Origin of the sequence: Klebsiella pneumoniae complex sp. WS1778 (assembly GCF_049472055.1) — a bacterium.
Lineage (GTDB): Bacteria > Pseudomonadota > Gammaproteobacteria > Enterobacterales > Enterobacteriaceae > Klebsiella > Klebsiella quasipneumoniae.
This window is the reverse complement of sequence record NZ_JBKGTJ010000002.1, coordinates 453334-475990: the sequence shown is the minus strand read 5'-3', so window position 1 is coordinate 475990 and position 22657 is coordinate 453334. Positions and strand designations below refer to the sequence as shown.

The window sequence follows — 22657 nt, the reverse complement described above, 5'->3', positions numbered from 1 at the left end:
GGACCGATTCGGTCATCGACTGGCAACCCGCATAATCCTTTCATTCATTTTCCTGCCTTAAGTGATCTCGCTAGCAATGTGAGACAAATCTCTGTGGGTGGACGGCATCTGCGCTGTTTCGATGTTGTTAAATTCTGCGTTGTGATCTAGAAACAAAATGTAACATCCTGATTACCCTACCGGTGGACCACAACAATGAATAATTCAGGGAAATACCTTATCTGGGCACTGCTCTCCGTGATCGGAGCCTTTGCCCTCGGCTACATTGCTTTAAACCGGGGTGAGCAGATCAACGCGCTGTGGATTGTCGTCGCGGCAGTCTGCGTTTATCTGATCGCGTATCGTTTTTACGGCCTGTATATCGCCAAAACCGTGCTCGGCGTCGATTCGACGCGCATGACGCCCGCGGTGCGGCATAACGATGGCCTCGACTATGTCCCGACTGACAAAAAAGTGCTGTTCGGACACCATTTTGCCGCCATCGCCGGCGCGGGGCCGCTGGTGGGCCCCGTGCTTGCCGCGCAGATGGGCTATCTGCCGGGGATGATCTGGATCCTCGCCGGCGTGGTGCTGGCCGGGGCGGTGCAGGACTTTATGGTGCTGTTCGTTTCCACCCGTCGCGACGGCCGTTCGCTGGGCGAACTGGTGAAAGAGGAGATGGGGGCGACCGCCGGGGTGATTGCCCTGGTGGCGACCTTTATGATCATGGTGATCATCCTCGCGGTGCTGGCGATGATCGTGGTGAAAGCGCTGACCCACAGCCCGTGGGGGACCTACACCGTCGCGTTCACCATTCCACTGGCCATTTTTATGGGGATCTACATTCGTTACCTGCGTCCGGGACGCATTGGTGAGGTGTCGGTCATTGGTCTGGTGCTGCTGGTATTCGCCATTATCTCCGGCGGCTGGGTAGCGGAAAGCCCGACCTGGGCGCCGTTCTTTGACTTTACCGGCGTCCAGCTCACCTGGATGCTAGTGGGCTACGGCTTTGTCGCCGCGGTGCTGCCGGTCTGGCTGCTGCTGGCCCCGCGCGACTACCTCTCCACCTTCCTCAAAATCGGCACTATCGTCGGTCTGGCGATCGGCATTCTGATTATGCGTCCGACCCTGACCATGCCGGCGCTGACCAAATTTATCGACGGTACTGGCCCGGTATGGACTGGCAACCTGTTCCCGTTCCTGTTTATCACTATCGCTTGCGGCGCGGTGTCGGGCTTCCACGCCCTGATTGCCTCCGGTACCACGCCGAAGATGCTGGCGAATGAAAATCAGGCCTGCTTTATCGGCTACGGCGGCATGCTGATGGAATCCTTCGTGGCGATTATGGCGCTGGTCGCCGCCTGTATCATTGACCCGGGCGTCTACTTCGCGATGAACAGCCCGATGGCGGTGCTGGCGCCGGCGGGAACCACCGATGTGGTGGCGTCGGCGGCGCAGGTGGTGAGCGGTTGGGGCTTTGCGATTACCCCGGAAACGTTGACGCATATCGCTAATGAGGTGGGCGAGCAGTCCATTATCTCCCGCGCCGGCGGGGCGCCTACGCTGGCGGTGGGCATGGCCTACATTCTCCACGGCGCGCTGGGCGGGCTGATGGACGTCTCGTTCTGGTACCACTTTGCCATTCTGTTTGAAGCGCTGTTTATCCTGACGGCGGTGGATGCCGGCACCCGTGCGGCGCGCTTTATGCTGCAGGATCTGCTGGGTGTGATCTCCCCGAACCTGAAGCGTACTGATTCGTTACCGGCTAACCTGCTGGCGACGGCGCTGTGCGTGCTGGCGTGGGGCTACTTCCTGCATCAGGGGGTGGTCGATCCGCTGGGCGGTATTAACACCCTGTGGCCGCTGTTCGGTATCGCCAACCAGATGCTGGCGGGGATGGCGCTGATGCTCTGCGCAGTGGTGCTGTTCAAGATGAAACGTCAGCGCTATGCGTGGGTGGCGCTGGTGCCGACGGCCTGGCTGCTGATCTGTACCCTCACAGCCGGCTGGCAGAAAGCCTTCAGCCCGGACAATAAAGTGGGCTTCCTGGCGATTGCCAACAAGTTCCAGGCGATGATCGACAGCGGCAAAATTCCGGCGCAGTACACCGAGTCGCAGCTGTCGCAGCTGGTGTTTAACAACCGTCTCGATGCCGGGCTGACCATCTTCTTTATGATCGTGGTGGTGGTGCTGGCGCTGTTCTCGATTAAAACCGCGCTGGCGGCGCTGAAGGAGAATAAACCGACGGCGAAAGAGACACCCTATGAGCCAATGCCTGAAAACCTGGACGCGATGGTGACCCAGGCGAAAGGGGCGCATTAACCTGTGTGCCGGGTGGCGGCTTCGCCTTACCCGGCCTGTCTTTCTGATCCTCCCTCTCCCTTTGGCAGAGGCTCGGGGTGAGGGAAACAAAAGAGAAATGACTTATGTTTGACACCCTTTCCAAAGCAGGTAAGTACCTGGGCCAGGCCGCCAAAATGATGATCGGCGTGCCGGATTACGACAACTACGTCGAGCACATGCGCGTCAACCATCCGGATCAGACGCCAATGACCTGGGAAGAATTTTTCCGCGAACGCCAGGACGCTCGCTACGGCGGCAAGGGCGGGGCGAAGTGCTGTTAACCCTCTTTCGGCAGATAGAGGCTGATCTGCTCCTGCTTACAGCCGTAGAGCGCCGCCAGCTTTTCGCGGGTGCGCTTCTGCGGCCGGGAGTCCAGCGCTTCCAGCTGTGACACGGCGGACTGGCTGATGCCCAGTTTGTCGGCCACCTCCTGCTGGGATAACCCACGCAGGATACGCCACGCGGCCTGCAGGCTGACGTTCTCGCTATGCATGATGTCGCACACTTCACCCGGTAAACCTACGTTATCGTAGATATCTGATTCGTAAGGGATGTCTTCCCAGTCGTTTTCATCATCGTCATCATACTCAAGCATGGCTAAACGCATGCGAAAATATTCACCGTAGGGAATGACAACATACTGTTTTTTTCCTTCTTCATCCTTGATGAACTGAATAGTCATATTCCGTATGCTCCTCATGAAGGTAGGTGGTGGTTGTCCGGCGTTTTACCGCCACTACGTAACAGGTATCACCCGGCGGGTCTCCGAAGGTGTAAATGACCCTGTAATCACCTAATCGCAACCTGTAGTGGTTTTCGGGAGAAGATAATTTCTTGATATCCGCGACAGGTGATGTTTTATCATCCATCTTCTCCAGCCTGAATTTAATGCGGTTCTGATATCGCGTATCGATTTTAGAAAATTGCTTCTCTGCTGTTTTTGACCAGACAATCTTCATCCGTACCTCCACTGTACGCCCACACAGAATATAAGGAAATAATAAGACTATTAGATAAATTCCGAATTTCTAATGGGTTACTGTAGAGCGGAGAAAAACCGGGAGAAAGCGGCAAAACGGGAACCGTCGAGGGTGCTCGGGAAGGCCTCTGCCGGACGACAGAGGCTTGCAGGAAATGTGCGATCAGGCGTTCAAACCACCGTCCACATCGAGACCGGTGCCGGAGATCTGCCCGGCGGCCGGGCTGGCGAGGAAGGTGACCGCCGCGGCGATGTCTTCCGGCTGGCCGTAGTGGCCTAACGCAATAAGTTGACGCTGAGCATCGGCCTGCTCGCCGTCTTCCGGGTTCATATCGCTGTTGGTCGGGCCGGGATGGACGAGGTTAACGGTGATACCGCGGGGGCCTAAATCGCGCGCCAGGCCGCGGGTCAGGGAGTTGAGAGCGGACTTGGTCATTGAGTAAACCGCGATGCCCGGCTGCGCCACGCGGTTAGCCAGACAGCTGCCGATGTTGATGATGCGGCCGCCGTCGGACATATGCACCAGCGCCTCCTGGATAGCGATAACCACCCCACGAATATTGACGTTAATAAGCGCGTCAATGTCCGCCAGCGTCATGGACTCCAGCGGGCCGCCGCGCGCGATCCCGGCGTTGTTGACCAGAATATCCAGCCCGCCGAGGGAACGCGCCGCATGGGTCACAGCATCCTGTATCGCCTGCGCGCTGGCGCTGTCGGCCTGCACCGCTTCACCGTGCCTACCCAGCGCCTTTATTTCCTCGGCGACCGCCTGGGCTTTATCGGCCGATTTTTCATACGTTATAACCACATCGGCGCCGGCGCGCGCCAGCGACAGCGCGATAGCGCGCCCCAATCCACGGCTGGCGCCGGTAACCAGCGCCTTCTTACCTGTTAAATCGATCTGCATGATGACCTCGTTGCGAGAGTGGTGAGCATCATCATTAGGTATAGACGGTCGGGGTGATTAACGGCTGAAGTATTCCACCTTCTCAAACGCCGCGCGCAGAACCCCAGGGGTTAAGGTCACCGGTAAATAATGAATCGACTCGCCCGGGCGCAGGGTATGGGCAATGACCCGGTCAAGCTCTGCGCGGTTATTGATATCAACCTCCAGCGCCGCCAGCGTCGCCGGCAGGTTAAAGCGCTGCCAGGCCTGCACCAGCTTCGCCAATACCTCATCCTGACCGAGCAGGGCGCTTTGCACCAGAATGCCGTAGGCCACCTTGGTGCCATGGAGGAATTTATCCGTCTGCGGCAGCACCGTCAGCCCGTTGTGCACCGCATGGGCGGCGGCGACCCGGGTGTAGCGTTCCCCCAGCCCGCCAACCATCCCGCCGCCGGCGATAACAGCATCCACCACATCGCGAAACGCCTGGGTCAGCTCGCCGCGGCGCTGGTCCGCCAGCGCCGTTTCGCTGCTGTCCAGCAGCACGTCGCGGATCGCCAGCGCGCCGTTAATCCCCAGCCGCACGGTGAGCGGCAGAGCCTCCGGCTGCGGCGCCAGTACCACGGCCTCATACCATTTGGCTAAGGTGTCGCCAATGCCCGCCAGCAGGTACTCCGCCGGGGCGTTGAGAATGATGCGCGGCTCGACCAGCACCAGGAAATTCGCGTCATCGAACATCTCAAAATTCAGCGCCTGTCCGGCGTCGCTGTACCACACCGACAGCGGCGTCCACGCCGCGCAGGTGGCGGCGATGGTCGGGATGGCCACCAGCGGAACCCCCAGGCGGCGGGCCAGCACTTTCGCGCTGTCGAGCAGCGCGCCGCCGCCGACGCCAATCACTACCGCCCGATCGTCACCTGAGGCCTGCACCAGACCCGCCACGTCGCGTTCGCTGCAGTGGCCGGTAAAGCGGATCTTTTTCGCTTCCGGCAGGTGGAAGGCCGCCGGCAGAAAAGGCTCGGCGCCGGCCAGGGCGCGCTCGCCATAGACCCACACCGCCCGCGACAGCTGGTCGGCGTTAAAAAAATCGCTCAGCCGCTCAAGGCTGCCAGGATGGGAGAAATAGTTGGCCGGGCCGGGCACGACGCGGATATCGCTGTTGCTCATGGGTGCTGTCCTTATTGGTGTTGGGCTAACCTGATGTTATGTCTGGACATCCAGATGGCTAATATTATTTCGTTGTATCTTATGCTTTTTACGCAGTTGTCAGCCAGCGGCGGCTATGAAAAATTCGTTAAATCAGAAGATTAATTGCCGCACGGGAGCAGTGATGAGCGCGAATCGCCTTGAGATGCATAACATTAGCCTGGCCTTCTCCGGCTTTCAGGCGCTGAACAAGGTGGCCTTCACCCTTTATGGCGGGTCGGTGCATGCCCTGACCGGCGCCAACGGCGCGGGTAAGTCGACGCTGATGGCCGTGTTGTGCGGCACCCACGCCCACTATGAAGGCGAGGTGACGATCAACAACCAGCCGGTCACCATTCGTTCGCCGCGGGATGCCAAACAGCTGGGGATCCACCTGGTGCAGCAGGAGGTGGACGTGGCGCTGGTGCCGGGCCTGAGCATTGCCGAAAACATCATGCTGGACAGGCTGGCTGAGCCGGGGACGACCTTCCGCTGGGCGCGGGTTCGGCAGCTGGCGCGCGAGGCGCTGGCGCAGCTGGACGTGGCGCTGGACGTCAGGCGCTCTATTGATAGCTGCACCCTTGCTGAAAAACAGCAGATCCTGCTGGCCCGCGCCCTGTCGCACCATTGCCGCTTTTTGATTCTGGATGAACCCACCGCGCCGCTGGATCAGCATGAAAGCGAACGCCTGTTTGCGGTGGTGCGCCGTCTGCAGCAGCAGGGGATCGGGGTGGTGTTTATTTCGCACCGTATTCACGAGCTGAAGGCGATCTGCGACACCCTGACGGTGCTGCGTGACGGGCGGTTGATTGAGAGCGGCCCGATGGCGCCGCTGAGCGGGGAACAGATTGTCGAAAAGATGCTGGGCCACGAGCTGAGCGATATCTTCCCGCCGCCGCGACCGCCGCACGGTGAAGAAGTGCTGCTGCAGGTAGAAGGGCTGCACGATGAGGCGCTGCTGCAGGATATCTCGCTGCGCCTGCGCAAGGGGGAAATTCTTGGTATCGCTGGGCTGGCCGGCGCGGGCAAAACTGAGCTGTGCAAAGCGCTGTTCGGCGCCAGCAAAAGCCGGGTACAGCGCGGCGAGCTGAACGGCCAGCCGTGGCGGCCGCGCGATCCGGCCGATTCGGTAGGGCGCGGCCTGGCGCTGGTCCCGGAGGAGCGGCGCAAAGAGGGCATTTTCATCGAAGAGCCGATCGCGATGAACCTGGCGGTCAGCGCCGATAACCACTTTTCGCGCTGGAGCCTGTTCGGCCATCGGCAGGCCTGGCGCTGGGCGGAGGAGGCGATTGCCCGCCTCGGCGTGCGCGCCACCGGTCCCGGTCAGACGCTGCGCCGTCTTTCCGGCGGCAATCAGCAGAAAGTGGCCATTGGCAAATGGCTGCGCAGTCATGCCAATGTTTTGATTTTTGACGAACCGACCAAAGGTGTCGATGTGAAAGCGAAAACCGATCTGTTCATGCTGATCGATGGTCTGGCGCGGGAAGGCAAAGGGGTGATTTATGCCTCGGGTGAATTCGCCGAGCTGGTCGGTTTATGCGACCGCATCTGCGTACTGTGGGACGGACGGATCGTGGCGGAGATCCCCGGCGCGGAAGCCCGGGAAGAGACACTGCTTTATTATTCAACCGGAGGAGCGGCAGCGTGAGCAAGGCCCTGGCAGTGAACGCGACGGTATCGGGCCGTCAGCGATTTTTTGATTTTCTCTATAAGTGGGGCATGTTGCTGACCGTGGTGCTGCTGGTGGCGGTCTTTGGCCTCGCCTCGGACAATTTCCTTGACCCGTTCAACATCATCAACATTCTGCGCTCGATTGCCATCGTGACGGTGATTGCCATTGGGGTGTCGATTTCCCTCACCATCGGCGGCTTCGATCTGTCCGTCGGATCGACGGCATCGCTGGCCAACGCCCTGGTGATCTCCCTGTTCGTCTGGCATGGCCTGGGGACCACCGAAGCAATCCTGATCACCCTCGTGCTCTGCACTCTGGTAGGGCTGTTTAACGCCTTTCTGATCGTGGTGCTGCGCATCCCCGACATGCTCGCCACCCTGGCCAGCCTGTTTGTGATTCAGGGGGTGGCGATGACCTACAGCTACGGCGGGTCGATTACCGAAAACATGGTGCTGCCGAGCGGCGAGATGGCGGAAGGCACCATCCCGGCGGCGTTTGGCGCGCTGGGCCAGGTGCCGACTATCGTCATCATCATGCTGGTGGTAACGCTGATCGCCCAGCTGGCGCTGTCGTTCACCACCCACGGCCGGCGGATGTACGCCATCGGCGGCAACCCGGAGGCGGCGCGGCTCTCCGGCCTGCGGATCACGCGTTATAAAGTGGCGGCGTATGTGATTGCTTCGCTGCTGGCCGGGCTGGGCGGCATTCTGCTGGCCTCGCGTATCGGATCCTCGCAGGTTAATGCCGGCGGCGGCTATCTGATGGACGCGGTGGCGGCGGCCTGGATCGGCTTTTCGCTGGCCGGTTCCGGGAAACCGAACGCCCTGGGGACGCTGGTGGGGGCGGTGATCCTCGGCGTGCTCTCCAACGGCCTGGTGATGCTCTCGGTGCCGTATTACGCGATGGACATTATTAAAGGGCTGGTACTGGCTGGCGCGCTGGCACTGACCTATTTTCAGCGCCGTACTTAACATTTTACAGGGTAAACCGCATGAAAAAGATCGCACTCTCTCTCATTACGCTGGGTCTGCTGCAGTCGACGGCGGCGCTGGCCACCGCCCCGACGCCGGTGCCGGCGGCCATTGCCGAACACAACGGCCCGATCCGCATTGCCGTGATCCGCAACCTGGGGTCTGACGATAACACCACCCAGTTTGTCGCCGGGGCGCTGCAGGAAGGCAAAAAGCTCGGTTTCAAAATCAGCACCTTCCTGAGCAACGGCGATGACGCCAAGTTCCAGGACTTCGTCAACCAGGCGATCAGCCAGAAATATGACGGCATTATTCTCTCCCAGGGGCGTGACCCCTATTCGACGGCCCTGGTGAAGAAGGCGGTGGACGCCGGGATCAAAGTGGCGGTGTTCGATACTGCGGTGAGCGGTGAGATCCCGGGAGTGACGGTCAGCCAGCAGGATGACGCCTCACTGACCGAGCTCTCCTTTGGCCAGCTGGTGAAAGACTTCAACGGCAAGGCCAACATCGTCAAGCTGTGGGTGGCGGGCTTCCCGCCGATGGAGCGCCGTCAGGCGGCTTACCAGACACTGCTGAAGCAAAATCCGGGAATTAAAGAGCTGGAGTCGATCGGCGCCGTTTCATCCGATGTGCAGGGCGACACCGCTAACAAGGTGGGGGCGATCCTCGCCAAGTATCCGAAAGGGAAAATCGACGCTATCTGGGGCACCTGGGATGCCTTTAGCCAGGGGGCCTATAAAGCGCTGAAAGAGAACGGCCGCACCGAGATCAAACTCTACAGCATTGATATTTCCAACCAGGATCTGCAGCTGATGCGCGAAGCCGGCAGCCCGTGGAAGGTGAGCGTGGCGGTGGATCCGAAGCTTATCGGCGCGACCAACGTGCGGCTGATCGCTAATAAGATCGCCGGCGAGCCGACGCCAGCCACCTACGACTTCAAGGCGGCGGCTATCCCGCAGGCGCTACTGGCGGCCCAGCCGGGGGCGGTGAACGTGGCCTCGCTGGGGAAAATCATTCCGGGCTGGGGCCAGACGGAAGACTTTATCGCCCCGTGGTTCGCGACGCTGGAAGCGAAAAACAAATAAAACGAAGCCGGGTGGCGGTGGGGCGGTCTGGTGCCCTCACCCCGGCCCTCTCCCGCAGGGAGAGGGGGAACACCAACTGCACCCGTAGGCCCGGTAAGCGTAGCGCCACCGGGCGTAAGGAATCCACTATGTCAGCATTACCTTCCCCCGAATACAGCCGCAATATGCGGCTGGTTGGCCATAGCGACCAGGGCGGTCGTCCGGACGGCGTGCAACTGATGGTGCACCGCGGATTCGCCTATATCGGCCATATGGTGTCGCAGGGTTTTTCCGTGGTCGATGTTCGCGATCCAACCCGGCCCACTACGGTCAACTATATTGCCGCGCCGTCGGGCACCTGGAACGTGCACCTCCAGGCGCATGACGATCTGCTGCTGGTGATCAACGCCCGGGACCTGTTTGCCGACGCCCGTTTTGCCGATGAGAAGGTGTACTACACCCGATCGGTGGGTGACACAGTCAGCGATGTGCAGGACAAAGGCTGGAGCGCCGGGCTGCGCGTGTTTGATATCTCCACGCCGGATAAGCCGCGTGAAATTGGCTTTCTGTCGCTTAACGGCATCGGTATTCACCGCATCTGGTACGTCGGCGGCCGCTGGGCGTATGTGTCCGCGCTGATCGACGGTTTTACCGACTACATCTTCCTGACCATCGATCTGGCCGATCCGCGTAAACCGGAAGTGGCCGGGCGCTGGTGGCTGCCGGGAATGCACCAGGCAGGCGGCGAAACACCGGACTGGCCGCAGGGCAAACGCTATGCGCTGCACCACGCCATTATTGCCGGGGATATCGCCTACGGCAGCTGGCGCGACGGCGGCCTGACGCTGCTGGACGTCAAAGACCGAACCCAGCCGACGCTGATTAGCCATCGCAACTGGAGCCCGCCGTTTGGCGGCGGAACGCATACCGCGCTGCCGCTGCCGGATCGCGATCTGCTGGTGGTGCTGGATGAAGCGGTGCTCGACAACCAGGAGGACGGCGAGAAGCTGATCTGGCTGTTTGATATCCGCGAGCCGGCGAACCCGGTGAGTATCTCGACTTTCCCACAGCCGGATGAAATCGACTATGTGGCGAAAGGGGCGCATTTTGGCCCGCACAATCTGCATGAGAACCGGCCGGGGAGCTTTGTCAGCTCAACGCTTATCTTCGCCACGTATCAGAATGCCGGCGTGCGGGCGTACGACATTTCTAATCCTTATCGCCCGGTGGAGACCGGGGCGCTGGTGCCGGCTGCTCCTGAGAGAATGATGGATACCCGTCCCGGCCGCCCGCGGGTAATTCAGTCCTGCGATGTGTTTGTCGATGCCCAGGGAATTATCTACAGCACCGATTACAACGGCGGGCTGTCGGTGATTGAGTATCTGGGGTGAGGGCAAGGTCAACGCAAAATTGTGCCCGCATTTCTGCCGGGTGGCGGCTTTCGCCTTACCCGGCCTACGAAAGACTGCAACATCAAACCGTTATGCGGTTATCTGTAGGCCCGCGCAAGCGCAGCGCCGCCGGGCAATCCCAGAAAATTGCACTTTTTTAGGGCTTGCTCCCTCTCCCTGTGGGAGAGGGCCGGGGTGAGGGAAAACAGGCCGCACTCAGCTGTACTGGCGCACCCGCGCCAGCAGCTCGTCGACGCTGTCGATACGCTCGGCCAGCACGATCAGCGCTCTGCCGAGGGTAATGGCGTGGCGCAGGCACTCATGACGCATGGCGTCGTCCTGGATAGTGTCGATATCCGCGACGTGCGACAGTCCGACGCTGCGGCGGATCAGTTCGCTGCCGCAGAAGCCGACCGCGTCCGCCCACACCTTTTTCAGAAAGGCGGAGGCATAGCCGGGGTAAGCCAGCGCCGCGTCGCGGGTTTTCTCCGCCGCCAGCGCCTGGAAGCGCTCGGCAAAGGTGGTCCACAGTTGGTGGATGTCGTTCAGCCGCTGCTCGCGCGCGGCGGCGGCATCGCGAATGCCGAGCTGGCCCGGCAGGCCGCAGTAGTTCAGCAGCAGGTTGCCGATGGCGGTGCCGATATCGAAGCCGATGGGGCCGAAGTAGCCGAACTCGGCGTCGATGGCCTTCAGGCTGCCTTCGGCAACGAAGATCGACCCGCTGTGGATATCGCCGTGCAGCAGCGCTTCCGCATGGGCAAAGAAACGGTGCTTCAGCGCCGCCACCGCCAGCTTAAGCTGGGCGTCGTCGCGCAGGGCGGCGACATCGGCCTCCAGCTCCGCCGGGTAGTTATTGCGCTCGTGGATCTGATACGGGTCGTTAAAGAACAGATCCTCGGTGATCTCGCACATCGCCGGGTTAATAAACTGCGCTACCTGCGCTTTTTTCTCGTGGGGATGAAGATAGAAATCGCTGGTGTGAAACAGCACCTGCGCCAGATAGTCGCCAAGCTGGCGGGCCGCCTGAGGGTAGTAGACGTTAGCGATAAGCTCCCCGCGCCAGATGCGGTGGTCGGAAAGATCTTCCATCACCATCACCGCCAGCTCGGGATCAAAGTGATGGATTTTTACCGTGTGCTGCGGGCTGTGCTGATAGTGGGCGACCAGGGTCTGCGCTTCGAGACGGGCGCGGTCGAGGGTCAGCGGCCAGGATTCGCCGACGCAGCGCACGTAGGGCAGGGCCTGTTTGACGATCGCCCGGCTGACGCCCTGGCGATCGAACACTTTAAACACCAGATTGAGGTTGCCATCGCCCACTTCCTGCGCGCTGACCAGCTCAGATGGGTTGTCGATGCCGGCGAACTGCTGCGCGTAAGCCACGGCGTCATGGGCGGTGAAGGTATGGTATTGCGACATTGCCTCGATCCTCGAATTCTGATTAAGCCGTTCAGACGTCTATACTTCTGGATTCCATCCTGACACAATGTGATACAACAACGCAACAGGGATTTAACGACATGCAGACATTACAGACCACCAGCCTGCGGGTGAGTGAAAATCAGCTTTTTATTCTCGACCAGCAGGCCTTGCCGCAGGAAAAACGCTGGCTGGCGGCGGATAACGTTGCGCTGCTGGTGGACCATATTCACGCCCTGCGGGTGCGCGGCGCGCCGTTGATTGGCCTGTCCGCCAGCCTGCTGCTGGCCCTGCTGGCCCAGCGCGGCCTGAGCCGGGATGAACTCCAGCAGGCGCTGGAGACGCTGCGCGCGGCGCGGCCGACGGCGGTCAACCTGATGAATAATCTGGATCGCATGAAGCAGGCGCTGGCCCGGGAGGATTATCCGCAGGCGCTGGAAGCGGAAGCCTTGCGTCTGGTCGAAGAAGATAAACAGCTGTGCGACCGGATCGCTGAGGCGGGCAGTGCGCTGGTGAAGCCCGACAGTCGACTGCTGACCCACTGCAATACCGGTGGCCTGGCGACCGCCGGGGTAGGTACCGCCCTGGGGGTCATTGCGCTGGCGCATCAGCAGGGAAAAGTGGCCAGCGTGTGGGTCGATGAAACCCGGCCGCTGCTGCAGGGCGGTCGTTTAACCGCCTGGGAGCTGGGCGAGCTGGGCGTGCCCTATCAGCTGATCGCCGATTCAATGGCCGCCAGCCTGATGGCGCAAGGGAAGGTGGATGCGGTGTGGGTCGGCGCCGACCGCATCGCCGCCAACGGCGACGTGGCGAATAAAATCGGCACCTATTCCCTGGCGGTATTGGCCCATTACCACCAGATCCCGTTTTACGTCGCTGCGCCGCAGACGACCCTCGACCGCCATTGCCCGAACGGGGCGGCCATTCCCATTGAGCAGCGCGCCGCGGCCGAAGTGACCGGAGTGGCGGGCAGCTTTGGCGCGGTACAGTGGGCGCCGACCGGGGCCGCCGTGTACAATCCGGCGTTCGATGTCACGCCTGCTGGGCTGATAAGCGGCTGGGTGCTGGACAGCGGGGTGGTCACCCCGGCGCAGGTCTCCGCCGGGGCGTTTGCGCCGGATAACGGATAACGGACGCCGTGCCGGGCCTGGAAAAAACGGCTTTCCCGGGCCCGGCAAACGCCGCTACGGCAGGACCATCGCTACCGTCGGGGCGGAGGGCCGATCGATACGCTGACCCAGCGCGGTGATGGCCGCCTGGAAGGGGCACAGCGTACCGACGTCGGTCTGACGGCAGCCCGGCTGACGCCACTCCTGACGCAGCATCGGGTGCTGCGCGTCCGGCGTCTGCAGACGACGCAGGTCGTCGAGGCCTTGCGCCTGGAAATAGACCCGCAGATAGCGTTCCCCGCTCTTCGCGTCGCGCCAGCGCTCCAGCACCAGGCTACTGCCCGGCGGGATATTCCCCCGGCTGTAGCCCGGCAGCTGCCAGCTAAAGTTCATCAGCGTGCGCACCATGGCGATGTTGGTGTCATGCGCCACCAGCAGCAGCCAGCGTACGTTCGGACTCGCCTCTGGTTTGACGCCGTCGAGCATGGCGTTGAGCAGCACCGACCCGCGTTTTTGCGCGGTATACAGCACGTCGTTACTCAGATCGTAGTTTTCCGTTAACAGCGGCAGCAGGGCCGTGATCTGACTGGCCTGGGCGATCTTGCCCCACGCTAGCTGGCTGAGAGGCAGGTTTTCACTCCAGCCGAGACGCAGCGTTTCCACCATATTGGCCATCACGCTCAGTCCGCTAATGGTGGTCTTGCCGCTTTTGCTCTGCTCGACCTGCCATGGGGTATCGAAGATCGGGCAGGGCTTATCGGCCTGGCAAACCGCCTGTTTCAATAGCTGGATAGTCGGCGCCAGCGCCTGCCGACGCTGCGCCAGATCCCCGGCCTTCTCTTTCACCGCCGCCAGCTGGCGGGCGGGGTCGGTTTGCGTGGCGGCGAACTTGTCGGTCTGAAACAGCGGATCGGCATCCCCGCTGACGTAATGGATAGCGACGCCACAGCCGGGGAAGGCGCCATCCACCAGCGCCTGGGCGGTCGCCCGCGTCCGCTGCAGCGGGCTGGCGCGCACGTAAATCGACTCCGCCGTCGGGCATCCCGCCTGCAGCAGGCCGAGCTGGCGATAGTGCTGGCCTTCCTCACGCCCTTTGTTGACCACGGCGGCATAGCCATGACCGGTGAGCTCGCCGTCATGGGTGGTCCACTCGGTCCATGGGCGTCCGGTGGCGGCCTCGATGGCTTCCCGGTTGCCGGCCGTCGGCGGACGAATGCCGTGGCGGCTAAGCTCCACCACTTTCTCCAGCTGCCAGTCTGCGGCGGCGGCTGATTGCAGCGCCAGCAGCGGCAGCGCGCAGGCGATAAACAGGCGTAACAGCCCCTGATGTCTTGCAGGCATCATATCTTCTTCCTTAATTCGTTAATCGGTTATGAGGAGAACGAGGTCTGCCGTTCGACGGCATGGCGCCGGGCGACGATGGCGGCAGTGGTAAAACAGAGTAGCGCGGAACCCAGACCGGTACCCACCCAGAACAGCGCCAACGTGCTGAAATCATACAGCGTTTTGCCGTTCTCAAGGATAGCTGTTTTATCAATAATGATCCCGGTGAGAAACTCGCCCAGGCCGGCGCCGGCGTAGCTGGCGATGCCGATGGTGCCGAGCGCGGCCCCCGCCGCTTTGCGCGAGGAGATATCGACGGCGATCAGCCCGCCGAGGAAGCAGGTCAGAGCGCCAATGGTGGCCCCGAAGATAATCATCGCCAGAATATCAGTGTAATAATTGTGCGGCGACCAGAGCATCAGGGCGAAGCCGGCGGTGTTCAGCAGGCTGATAAAGCCGGCCATCACGCTGCGGTTGCGCGGGAAAAAGCGGTCGGAGAGCATGCCGGCAATGATGGTCCCGGCGATGCCGGCGATGGCGTTGACGCCAATAATCCCGGACGCCTCCAGCGTGGAATAGGCTTTATCCTGCTCGAGGAAGAAGATCCCCCAGGAGTTGACGGCGTAGCGGTCGATGTACATAAAGGCGGAGGCGAGGGCGAGGGTCCACAGCGCCGGGTTGCGCAGCGCCAGCAGCTGGTTTTTAAACACCGAGCCGCGGGCTTCGACCTCCTCCTGCGGTTCATCGCGGATGACGTTGATGGACGGGAAGCCGCTGCTCTGCGGCGAATCGTGCATGAACAGCACCAACAGCACCACGCCGGCGGCACCGAGCGCGGCGGTGGACAGGTAGCCCATCTGCCAGCCAAACCCGGCGATCACCGCGGCGATCACCATATAGGTGACGGCCTCGCCGATATTATGCGCCGTCGACCAGATGCCATAGAAGGTGCCGCGCTCTTTAACGCCGTACCAGCGCGCCAGCGAGACCGCGCAGGGGCCGACGCCCATCGACTGCGCCCAGCCGTTGATCCCCCAGAAGATGGCCAGCAGCAGGGCGTTGGTAGTCATCCCCATCATCAGGTTCATCCCGGCGCTGAGCAATAAACCGAGGCTCATATAGCGCACCACGTTGGCGTGATCGGCGATAAAGCCATTGACCAGCTTGCCGATGGCGTAGCTGAAGAACAGAGTGGAGCCGATCATGCCGAGCTCCGTCGGGGTGATCCCCAACTCCACCAGCGCGCTTTTGGCGACGGTGAAGGATAACCGGCAGACGTAAAAGGTGACGTAAGCCAGGGTCATGGCGATAAAGGTTTGCCAGCGCACCCGGCGAAAACGCTGTTCATCAAACGCGGCGCCCGCTTTCGGCGGCGACGCCCGGAAAAAAGCGATAATTCCAGACATAGGTGGTTCTCCGCAGGTCGGAGGCCTGACTGATTGATGTGGTTCGTCCGTGAATGAAGTTATCGTTACTGTGTAGAGTACATAATCAGAAATAGCCTGACCCGTAAGGGTTAATGTAATGGTTGTGGGATCATCTTTTTCAGCTGCGGGTAGAGCGTTGAGCTGGCCAGCAGCAGCGGGTTGCCGCGCTGGATCCCCTCCTGCGCCAGAAAATCGTTGCTGGCGCCGCCCGCTTCGCGCATCAGCACCAGCCCCGGCAGGGCGTCCCACGGGTTCATGTGCGGCTCGTAGTAGCCAATCAACCGGCCTGCCGCCGCCCAGGCGCTCATCAGCGCGCCGGAGCCGTTGCGGATAAACATGCCGCCGTCGCTGAGCAGCGCCTGCAGAAACGGCAGAAAGTCCGCCGGGGTGACGCGATGCGAGGTGCCGACGCCCATCACTCCCTCCCTGACCGTCGCCGCGGGGTGCGGACGGATCGGGGCGTCATTGAGCCAGGCGCCATGACCCCGCAGGGCGTGAAACAGCTCGCGATGGTTGGGGTCGTAGACCACGCCGATGACCGGTTCGCCGTCGGCGACGATCGCCAGCGACAGGCACCAGGTGTGCAGGCCGTTGAGGAAACAGCTGGTGCCATCGATGGGGTCGACCACCCACAGCACTTGCGCGTCGGGCAGGCGGGCGCCGCTCTCTTCGCCGAGAAAGCCATCCTCCGGAAACGCGCTCTGAATACGCTGTTTCACAAAGGCCTCCACCCGCTTATCGGCCACGCTGACCACGTCCTGCAGGTCGTCGCCTTTATGGTCGACGGTCAGCGCTTCGCGTTGCTGATAGTATTCAAACGCCAGCTCAGCCCCTGCTTTCGCCAGCTCGCAGGCCAGGCGGTAGCGGGCCTGTAGCGCTTCTGATTCCTGAGATTGCATATTGACTCCCTATTTTGCACACGTGTGCATTTTGCGTGAAAAAAACAGCCCCGAAGGGCCGAATGAGTGTGGCCGGGTTTCGCAGAAGATTCTGTGATCGCTCCAGCATAAAATGATTTTTTCATTTCGCACTTTGACGAATAATTAATTTCACCGGCACTTCGCGATGGCGCGAGGGCAGGCTGAAGCGGGCGATCCGCGTCATTAACAGATCCACCGCGTGGTGGGCCAGCAGGGCGGTATTCTGCTGAATGGTGGTAAGCTGGTAGGGTTGCCAGTCCGCCTGCGGGATATCGTCAAAGCCGACGATGGCCGGCAGCGGGGCAGCGGCGTCCCGCAGGCCGTCCTGGGCGCCCAGCGCCAGCATATCGGTAGCGCAAAACAGCGCTTGCACCCCGGGGTTTTCAGCAACGATTTCTCTGGCAGCCTGGTAGCCAGCCTGATAGCCGCCGCCGTCGCAGAAGCGGCTGGTCACCGTCATGCCCGACGTCTGCGCGATGAAAGCGTCATAACGCTGGCGGGTGCTGAAGTTCTCGCGATTTTCGCCTATAAAGCCAACCTGCCGCCAGCCTCGACGACTGAACAAGTCCGCCACCAGCTTCGCCCCCTGGGCGTTATCGCTGCACACCCGGTCGCAGCCGGCGAGATCCGCATGACGGTTGATCAGGGTGACGGGGATCTTGCGCGCCAGATACTCTTCCGCCAGCGACAGCGGCGGCGCGCCGGAGGTGATGATCACCCCGGCGACGTGGTAGCTCAGCAGCTGCTTAAGCGAAGGGGCGAGCTGCTGCGGATCGTCAGCGTTCATCAGCAGCGGTATAAAGCCGTTGAGCGCCAGCTGATGGACCAGCGGCGCCAGCAGTTTGCTGCGAAACGGATTGTCGAAACCGGCGGTGACGATGCCGATAAAATTACTGCTGCCGGTGATCATCGTCCGGGCGATGATATTCACCTGATAGCCCAGAGCTTCCGCGGCGTTCAGCACCTTCTGCCGGGTCTTCTCCGACACCGAGGCGCCGGGGGTGAAGGTGCGGGAGACCGCCGAGCGCGAGACCCCGGCCAGTCTGGCCACGTCCTCGGCCTTAATCCATTTTTTATCGCTCATCGTCGTTTCGCGCCGTCTGTTTTCCAGGAAGCCGACGCCCGGACGGGCGTCGGTCACGCACACTGCCTGAAAAGGTATCACAGAAAGGCGCCGACGCGCAGCGCCTTGCGCCTTATGCCGGATAGCGGATGTGCTCCACCTCACGCTGCAAAATCACCTTGCCGTGGCGAATGGAGGTCAGCACCCGCGCCTGGCGGCGGACGGCCTCGTAGTCGTTTTCCGCATCGAGGATCAACAGGTTAGCCGGGCGGCCTTCGGCGAGGCCGTAGTTATCGCCCAGACAAAGCGCCCGGGCGCTGTTGTCGGTGACGAAGTCGAGACAGCGCTGTAGATCGTCATAGCCGAGCATATGGCAGATGTGCAGTCCGGCATCCAGAATGCGCAGGATATTGCCATTCCCCAGCGGATACCACGGATCCTGAATCGAGTCCTGAGCAAAGCAGACGTTGATGCCGGCGCGATCCAGCTCCGCCACCCGGGTGACGCCGCGCCGTTTCGGCCAGCTGTCAAACCGGCCCTGCAGATGAATGCTTTCGGTCGGGCAGGAGATAAAGTTGATCCCCGAGGCTTTCAGCAGGCGAAACAGCTTCGAACAGTAGGCGTTATCATAAGAGCCCATCGCGCAGGTGTGGCTGGCGGTAACCTGCGCCCCCATACCGCGCACCCGGGCCTCTTCCGCCAGCACTTCGAGGAAACGCGACTGCGGATCGTCGATTTCATCGCAGTGGACATCCACCAGACGGCCGTAGCGCTGGGCGAGGTCCATCAAAAACATCACCGAGCTGACCCCTTTGTCGCGGGTATTCTCATAGTGCGGAATGCCGCCCACCACGTCGGCGCCCATCTCGATGGCGCGCGTCATCAGCTCCCGGCCGTTGGGATACGATTCGATCCCCTCCTGCGGAAAGGCGACAATCTGTAGATCGATGAGATCGGCGGCCTCTTGTTTCACCGCCAGCAGCGCCTGCAGGGCCGCCAGCGACGGGTCGGTGACATCCACATGGGTCCGGACGTGCTGAACGCCGAAATCGCGCAGCATGCCGATGGTTTTCAGCGCCCGCTGGCGGGTGTCCTCCGGGGTAATGCTCGCTTTGCGCTGGCTCCAGCGGGTGATGCCTTCAAACAGGGTGCCGCTGCGGTTCCACTCCGGCTCGCCTGCGGTAAGGGTGGCGTCAAGATGGATATGCGGCTCGACGAAGGGCGGGATCGCCAGCCGACCCTGGGCGTCGATATCCCCGGTGTCGGCGGTCCGCATCGCGGTTTGGGCGGTCATGCCGCGAATGATGCCGTCCTGCAGCTCAAGGGTAAACAGCGCCTCCTGGCGGCGCAGGCGGGCGTTAACAATTTTCATGGTTGGTCCTGTAAATGGTTTTGCGATAAACGCCAGATCACCAGCGCGACCGAGGCGTTGAGATGAAACTGAGGGTGGCTGACCGGGTAGCCGGTCAGTTTTTCAATACGCTGGATGCGCTGATGCAGGGTGTTGCGATGGAGACCCAGCCGGTCGGCGGCTCGCACAACGTTGCCGTTCTCCTGCAGCAGCGTCTCGAGGGTCTCCAGCAGCAGCCACGGCGCTTTACGGCCCGGCTCGATCAGGCAGCCCAGGGTGTCGTGCATAAAATCGTTGAGCAGCGCCGGGTCGCTGACCGCGGACAGCAGTTTGATAAACCCCAACTGCTGATAGTCGCTGATGCGCTGGGTCGGCCGCAGGGTTTCGCACAGATCCAGCGCCTGGCGCGCCTGCGACAACGCCCGCGGGTAGCCCTGCAGCTGCCTGACCGGTGCCGAGAGGCCGCAGAGCAGTGACAAACGCTCTTCCCCCTCCGCCAGCGTCTGCAGCCACTGCTGCAGCCACTTTTTCTGCTGAAAGTCTTCCCCCTCCTCATCCGGCAACAGGAAAAGGAACATGTTGCTGCGTTCCAGAAGCGGGAAGGGGTTGCCCTGCTGGTTGAGCTGCTGCTGCAGCTGCTGGCGCACGCTGCGGTGGGCCTGCTGCAGCCAGGCTTCGGCCTGTTCGGGCGGGAACTGGCGAAACAGGCGGGACAGCCCCTCCAGGCGCAGCGCCGCCAGCCGCAGCGGGCGGGTAAAATCGAGCTGCTGGTGGAGGGCGCGCTGGTGAAGCATCTGCAGGTCCGGATAGTCGCCGGTGACCAGCTGCATCAGGATGTCGCGCTGCGACTGCAGGGCGTTTTCGCTGCGGACCAGCGCGGTGCCGACCCGCTCGGTGACAATCACCATCTTCAGCAGGTAGGGCTGCTCGATCAGCGGAATGCCCAGCTCGTCGGCGAGGGCGATCAGCGTGGCGGGAATGGCGTGGATATAGGCCTCGCCGGTGAGGATCACCATCCCGGCGATGCCGCGCTGTTTGCCCTCCATCAGCAGCTGGATCAGGTTGGCTTCATCCCGGGGATGGTTGATGCCGGTGATAAAGACCAGCTCGCCGCCCATGATCCACTCGGCGATATGCTCATTTTCCGCCACGTAGTACCAGCGTACCGCCCGCTGCAGCCCTTGCTTTCCCGCCCGCAAACGCAGGGCGGAGAGTCCCTCAAGGGCCAGCAGTTCGCTGACCGTCAGGCTCATGGCTCTTGCTCCGCGACGGCGGCAGGCTGACGTTTGCTGACCATGGTCAGGGCGATATAGACCAGCGCGGAGACGGTGATCCCCACCAGCGGCGCGATCCACGGTGACAGATAAGCCACCACCGCGCCGGCGGCGTAGGCGCCGAGTCCCAGCCAGTTAAAACGCGGCAGGCAGGCGTTCTGCAGCAGGGGATAGCGCCCGCCGCGGGCGAACCAGTAGTCGGCGAGAATCACCCCGCCGATGGGCGGGATAATGCTGCCCAGCAGCACAAGGAACGGGATCAGCATTTCGTACATTCCGCCAATGGCCAGCACAATGCCCACCCCGGCGGCGGCGAGGGTCAGCGTGCGGCGGCGTTCGCTGCGCAGCAGATGGCAGGCGGCGGCGGAGACGTTATAGATGGTGGGGCCCTGGATGGTCAGCAGGTTGAGACACAGCATGATCACCGCGGCGACTGACAGCCCCTGCAGGATCAGCACTTCGACGATATCGGCCTGTTGATAAACGATGGCGCACCAGGCGCCGGCGACGATCATCAGCCCGTTGCCGATGAGGAAGCTGCCCATGCTGGCGAGAATGGCGGTCCGGCTGGAGTTGGCCAGCCGGGTCCAGTTTGTCGCCTGGGTGGCGCCGCTGGCGAAAGTGCCAAAGACCATGGTGATGGCCGCCGACCAGGTCATGGTGTCGCTCGGCGCAATGCGGGTCATCGCCTGCCAGCCGCCGGCGTGGTGCAGCGCCAGATACATGGAGACCACCAGCAGCACGAACATCAGCGGCACCGACAGGCGCGACAGCGCGTCCAGCCCCTTGTAGCCCACCAGCGCGGTGACGCAGAACAGAATGCCAAACAGCACCATCAGCGGCTGGGTCAGCGCCTCGGGCAGGGCGAGGATCTTCACCAGCGAGATAGCGACCGTGGCGGTCCCCCAGGCGTACCAGCCCAGCTCGGCAAAGCCAAGGATAAAATCGGCCAGCTTGCTGCCGATCTCCCCGAAGCAGAACCGGCCCATCAGCACCGTATTCAGGCCGCTGCGCGCGGCAATCCAGCCCAGCGATGCGGCATAGAGAGCCAGCAAGGCGTTGCCGATGACGGCTATCCACAGCAGATTAACGATGGAAAAGGAGACGCCGAGTTTGCCGCCGGCAAACATCGTGCCGGTGAAAAAGGTAAAACTGAATAACACCATGGCGATGGAAAATACGCCTTTACGTCCGGCGGTGGGCGCTTCGACGAGGGGAAAATCATTGCTGTTTGACATCCTGGAACCTCTGGCTGGTAGATGAGCGGTGATTGCCGGAAGTAGCAAGAGATGTGCCAGGAAAAACCGGGCACGGGGAATAGCGCGCGGTGTGCAACATGCACAGTTTTTGAAGGATCCAGGAGGAGTAATGCCATTTTAGTGTGCATCCTGCCAGGTTTTGCACCAGTCCGGGGCAGAGGAGGGCGGCGAGGGTATTTCTGGCGCAGAAGGAGAATTTCAGCCAGCACAATCCGCCAGCGTTGTGGCGCCAGGCAGCAGGGGATCGTAGCGGATTCACTGCGGTTGGTTAAATTGCTGTGAATAAAGGTTATTTAATATGCATTTATGATATAACCATTTGTCTTATGTGTGTTTCCTGAAATATTGTCCCCTCCGGTTAGCGGTGTTAGTATCGGATAAATAGCCATTTAGACGGCTAAACAAATCATCGCTAACCTAAGGAACTGCTATGTGGCAAGAAAGACTCGCGCAACTGGTCACCACCTGTCATTGGATCGGCGCGAAAGGCTGGGCGCCGGCGACCGGCGGCAATATGTCGGTGCGTCAGGATGATACCTGGTGCTGGCTAAGCGAGTCGGGCCGCGATAAAGGCAGCCTGACGACCGAGGATTTTCTGCAGGTGGAGATCGCCACCAACCAGGCCCCTTCCGGACGGAAACCGTCGGCGGAGACCGGCCTGCACACCCTGGTCTACCGCCTGTTCCCGGAGGCCAACGTGGTGCTGCATGTGCATACCGTCAATGCCACCGTGCTGTCGCGCATCGAAAAAAGCGACACGCTGGCGCTGCAGGGGTATGAAATGCAGAAAACCCTCAGCGGGCAGCACAGCCATCTCGATACCGTTCCGGTCGCCATCTTCGATAACGATCAGGATATTGACGCCCTGGCGGCGCGGATTGCCGATTATGCGCAAACCCGCCCGCTGCGTTACGGCTTTCTGCTGCGCGGACATGGCCTGACCTGCTGGGGGAAAGATATTCAGGAGGCCCGCCGGCAACTGGAGGGGCTGGAGTTCCTGTTCGAGTGCGAGCTGATGCGCCGCCGCTACGAGCCCTGAGCCGGA

Annotated in this window: 20 protein-coding genes; 8 read left to right on the top strand and 12 right to left on the bottom strand. The window is 61.6% G+C overall.

Features of this window, described 5'->3' with window-relative positions:
• Positions 1–195 precede the first annotated feature (195 nt).
• Positions 196–2301: a pyruvate/proton symporter CstA gene (cstA, locus tag ACLEXF_RS12250; protein ID WP_226548692.1), complete on the top strand. Its 2106-nt coding sequence runs from the start codon at positions 196–198 to the stop codon at positions 2299–2301.
• 104 nt (positions 2302–2405) lie between these two features.
• A complete protein-coding gene (locus ACLEXF_RS12245) occupies positions 2406–2603 on the top strand; it encodes a YbdD/YjiX family protein (protein ID WP_004885759.1) in 198 nt (65 codons plus the stop codon).
• Here the strand turns inward: ACLEXF_RS12245 and ACLEXF_RS12240 are convergent.
• The 4 genes from ACLEXF_RS12240 to ACLEXF_RS12225 form a co-directional block, all read right to left on the bottom strand.
• Positions 2600–3004, bottom strand: coding sequence for a helix-turn-helix domain-containing protein (locus tag ACLEXF_RS12240; protein WP_004885761.1), 405 nt, complete (start codon positions 3002–3004; stop codon positions 2600–2602). The two genes, ACLEXF_RS12245 and ACLEXF_RS12240, sit on opposite strands and share 4 nt — an antisense overlap.
• Positions 2979–3281, bottom strand: coding sequence for a type II toxin-antitoxin system RelE family toxin (locus tag ACLEXF_RS12235; protein ID WP_017899060.1), 303 nt, complete (start codon positions 3279–3281; stop codon positions 2979–2981). The genes ACLEXF_RS12240 and ACLEXF_RS12235 overlap by 26 nt, the downstream gene beginning before the upstream one ends.
• Before the next feature lie 183 nt (positions 3282–3464).
• Positions 3465–4208 carry an SDR family NAD(P)-dependent oxidoreductase gene (locus ACLEXF_RS12230; RefSeq protein ID WP_004885764.1) on the bottom strand — a complete coding sequence of 248 codons (744 nt, stop codon included), beginning with the start codon at positions 4206–4208 and terminating at the stop codon, positions 3465–3467.
• Between the two features lie 57 nt (positions 4209–4265).
• Positions 4266–5354 carry an oxidoreductase gene (locus tag ACLEXF_RS12225; protein WP_407259892.1) on the bottom strand — a complete coding sequence of 363 codons (1089 nt, stop codon included), beginning with the start codon at positions 5352–5354 and terminating at the stop codon, positions 4266–4268.
• A gap of 163 nt (positions 5355–5517) precedes the next feature.
• Between ACLEXF_RS12225 and ACLEXF_RS12220 the strand changes: the two genes are divergently transcribed.
• From ACLEXF_RS12220 to ACLEXF_RS12205, 4 genes are all read left to right on the top strand, one after another.
• On the top strand, positions 5518–7020 hold the full coding sequence (locus ACLEXF_RS12220; RefSeq protein WP_208527296.1) for a sugar ABC transporter ATP-binding protein: 1503 nt from the start codon (positions 5518–5520) through the stop codon (positions 7018–7020).
• Positions 7017–8015, top strand: coding sequence for an ABC transporter permease (locus ACLEXF_RS12215; protein ID WP_062914492.1), 999 nt, complete (start codon positions 7017–7019; stop codon positions 8013–8015). The genes ACLEXF_RS12220 and ACLEXF_RS12215 overlap by 4 nt, the downstream gene beginning before the upstream one ends.
• A gap of 20 nt (positions 8016–8035) precedes the next feature.
• Positions 8036–9100, top strand: a complete 1065-nt coding sequence (locus tag ACLEXF_RS12210; RefSeq protein ID WP_004885784.1) for a sugar ABC transporter substrate-binding protein — start codon at positions 8036–8038, stop codon at positions 9098–9100.
• 128 nt (positions 9101–9228) lie between these two features.
• Positions 9229–10470 (top strand): LVIVD repeat-containing protein, encoded by a 1242-nt coding sequence (locus ACLEXF_RS12205; protein WP_265241105.1) that lies wholly within the window; start codon positions 9229–9231, stop codon positions 10468–10470.
• A 216-nt stretch (positions 10471–10686) separates the two neighbouring features.
• Here ACLEXF_RS12205 and mtnK read toward each other — a convergent pair whose 3' ends face one another.
• Positions 10687–11886: an S-methyl-5-thioribose kinase gene (gene mtnK, locus ACLEXF_RS12200; protein ID WP_004151657.1), complete on the bottom strand. Its 1200-nt coding sequence runs from the start codon at positions 11884–11886 to the stop codon at positions 10687–10689.
• Positions 11887–11987: 101 nt separating this feature from the next.
• On the opposite strand from mtnK, the gene mtnA reads away from it, so the two are divergent.
• Positions 11988–13016: an S-methyl-5-thioribose-1-phosphate isomerase gene (mtnA, locus tag ACLEXF_RS12195; RefSeq protein ID WP_023319948.1), complete on the top strand. Its 1029-nt coding sequence runs from the start codon at positions 11988–11990 to the stop codon at positions 13014–13016.
• Between the two features lie 54 nt (positions 13017–13070).
• On the opposite strand, the gene ACLEXF_RS12190 is transcribed toward mtnA, so the two are convergent.
• From ACLEXF_RS12190 to codB, 7 genes are all read right to left on the bottom strand, one after another.
• Complete coding sequence (locus ACLEXF_RS12190; protein ID WP_004885793.1) at positions 13071–14339, bottom strand: histidine phosphatase family protein; 1269 nt, start codon at positions 14337–14339, stop codon at positions 13071–13073.
• Between the two features lie 26 nt (positions 14340–14365).
• Positions 14366–15724, bottom strand: coding sequence for an MFS transporter (locus tag ACLEXF_RS12185; RefSeq protein WP_023319949.1), 1359 nt, complete (start codon positions 15722–15724; stop codon positions 14366–14368).
• Between the two features lie 110 nt (positions 15725–15834).
• Positions 15835–16644, bottom strand: a complete 810-nt coding sequence (locus ACLEXF_RS12180; protein ID WP_017899069.1) for an inositol monophosphatase family protein — start codon at positions 16642–16644, stop codon at positions 15835–15837.
• Between the two features lie 121 nt (positions 16645–16765).
• The gene (locus ACLEXF_RS12175; RefSeq protein ID WP_407260000.1) at positions 16766–17716 is read right to left on the bottom strand and encodes a LacI family DNA-binding transcriptional regulator; all 951 of its coding nucleotides are present in this window, start codon (positions 17714–17716) and stop codon (positions 16766–16768) included.
• A gap of 145 nt (positions 17717–17861) precedes the next feature.
• The gene (gene codA / locus ACLEXF_RS12170; protein WP_032455710.1) at positions 17862–19100 is read right to left on the bottom strand and encodes a cytosine deaminase; all 1239 of its coding nucleotides are present in this window, start codon (positions 19098–19100) and stop codon (positions 17862–17864) included.
• Positions 19097–20332, bottom strand: coding sequence for a PucR family transcriptional regulator (locus tag ACLEXF_RS12165; RefSeq protein ID WP_049093803.1), 1236 nt, complete (start codon positions 20330–20332; stop codon positions 19097–19099). The genes codA and ACLEXF_RS12165 overlap by 4 nt, the downstream gene beginning before the upstream one ends.
• On the bottom strand, positions 20329–21591 hold the full coding sequence (gene codB, locus ACLEXF_RS12160; protein ID WP_053810651.1) for a cytosine permease: 1263 nt from the start codon (positions 21589–21591) through the stop codon (positions 20329–20331). The genes ACLEXF_RS12165 and codB overlap by 4 nt, the downstream gene beginning before the upstream one ends.
• Before the next feature lie 451 nt (positions 21592–22042).
• Between codB and ACLEXF_RS12155 the strand changes: the two genes are divergently transcribed.
• Complete coding sequence (locus ACLEXF_RS12155) at positions 22043–22651, top strand: methylthioribulose 1-phosphate dehydratase (RefSeq protein ID WP_008805607.1); 609 nt, start codon at positions 22043–22045, stop codon at positions 22649–22651.
• The last annotated feature ends 6 nt before the right edge of the window (positions 22652–22657 follow it).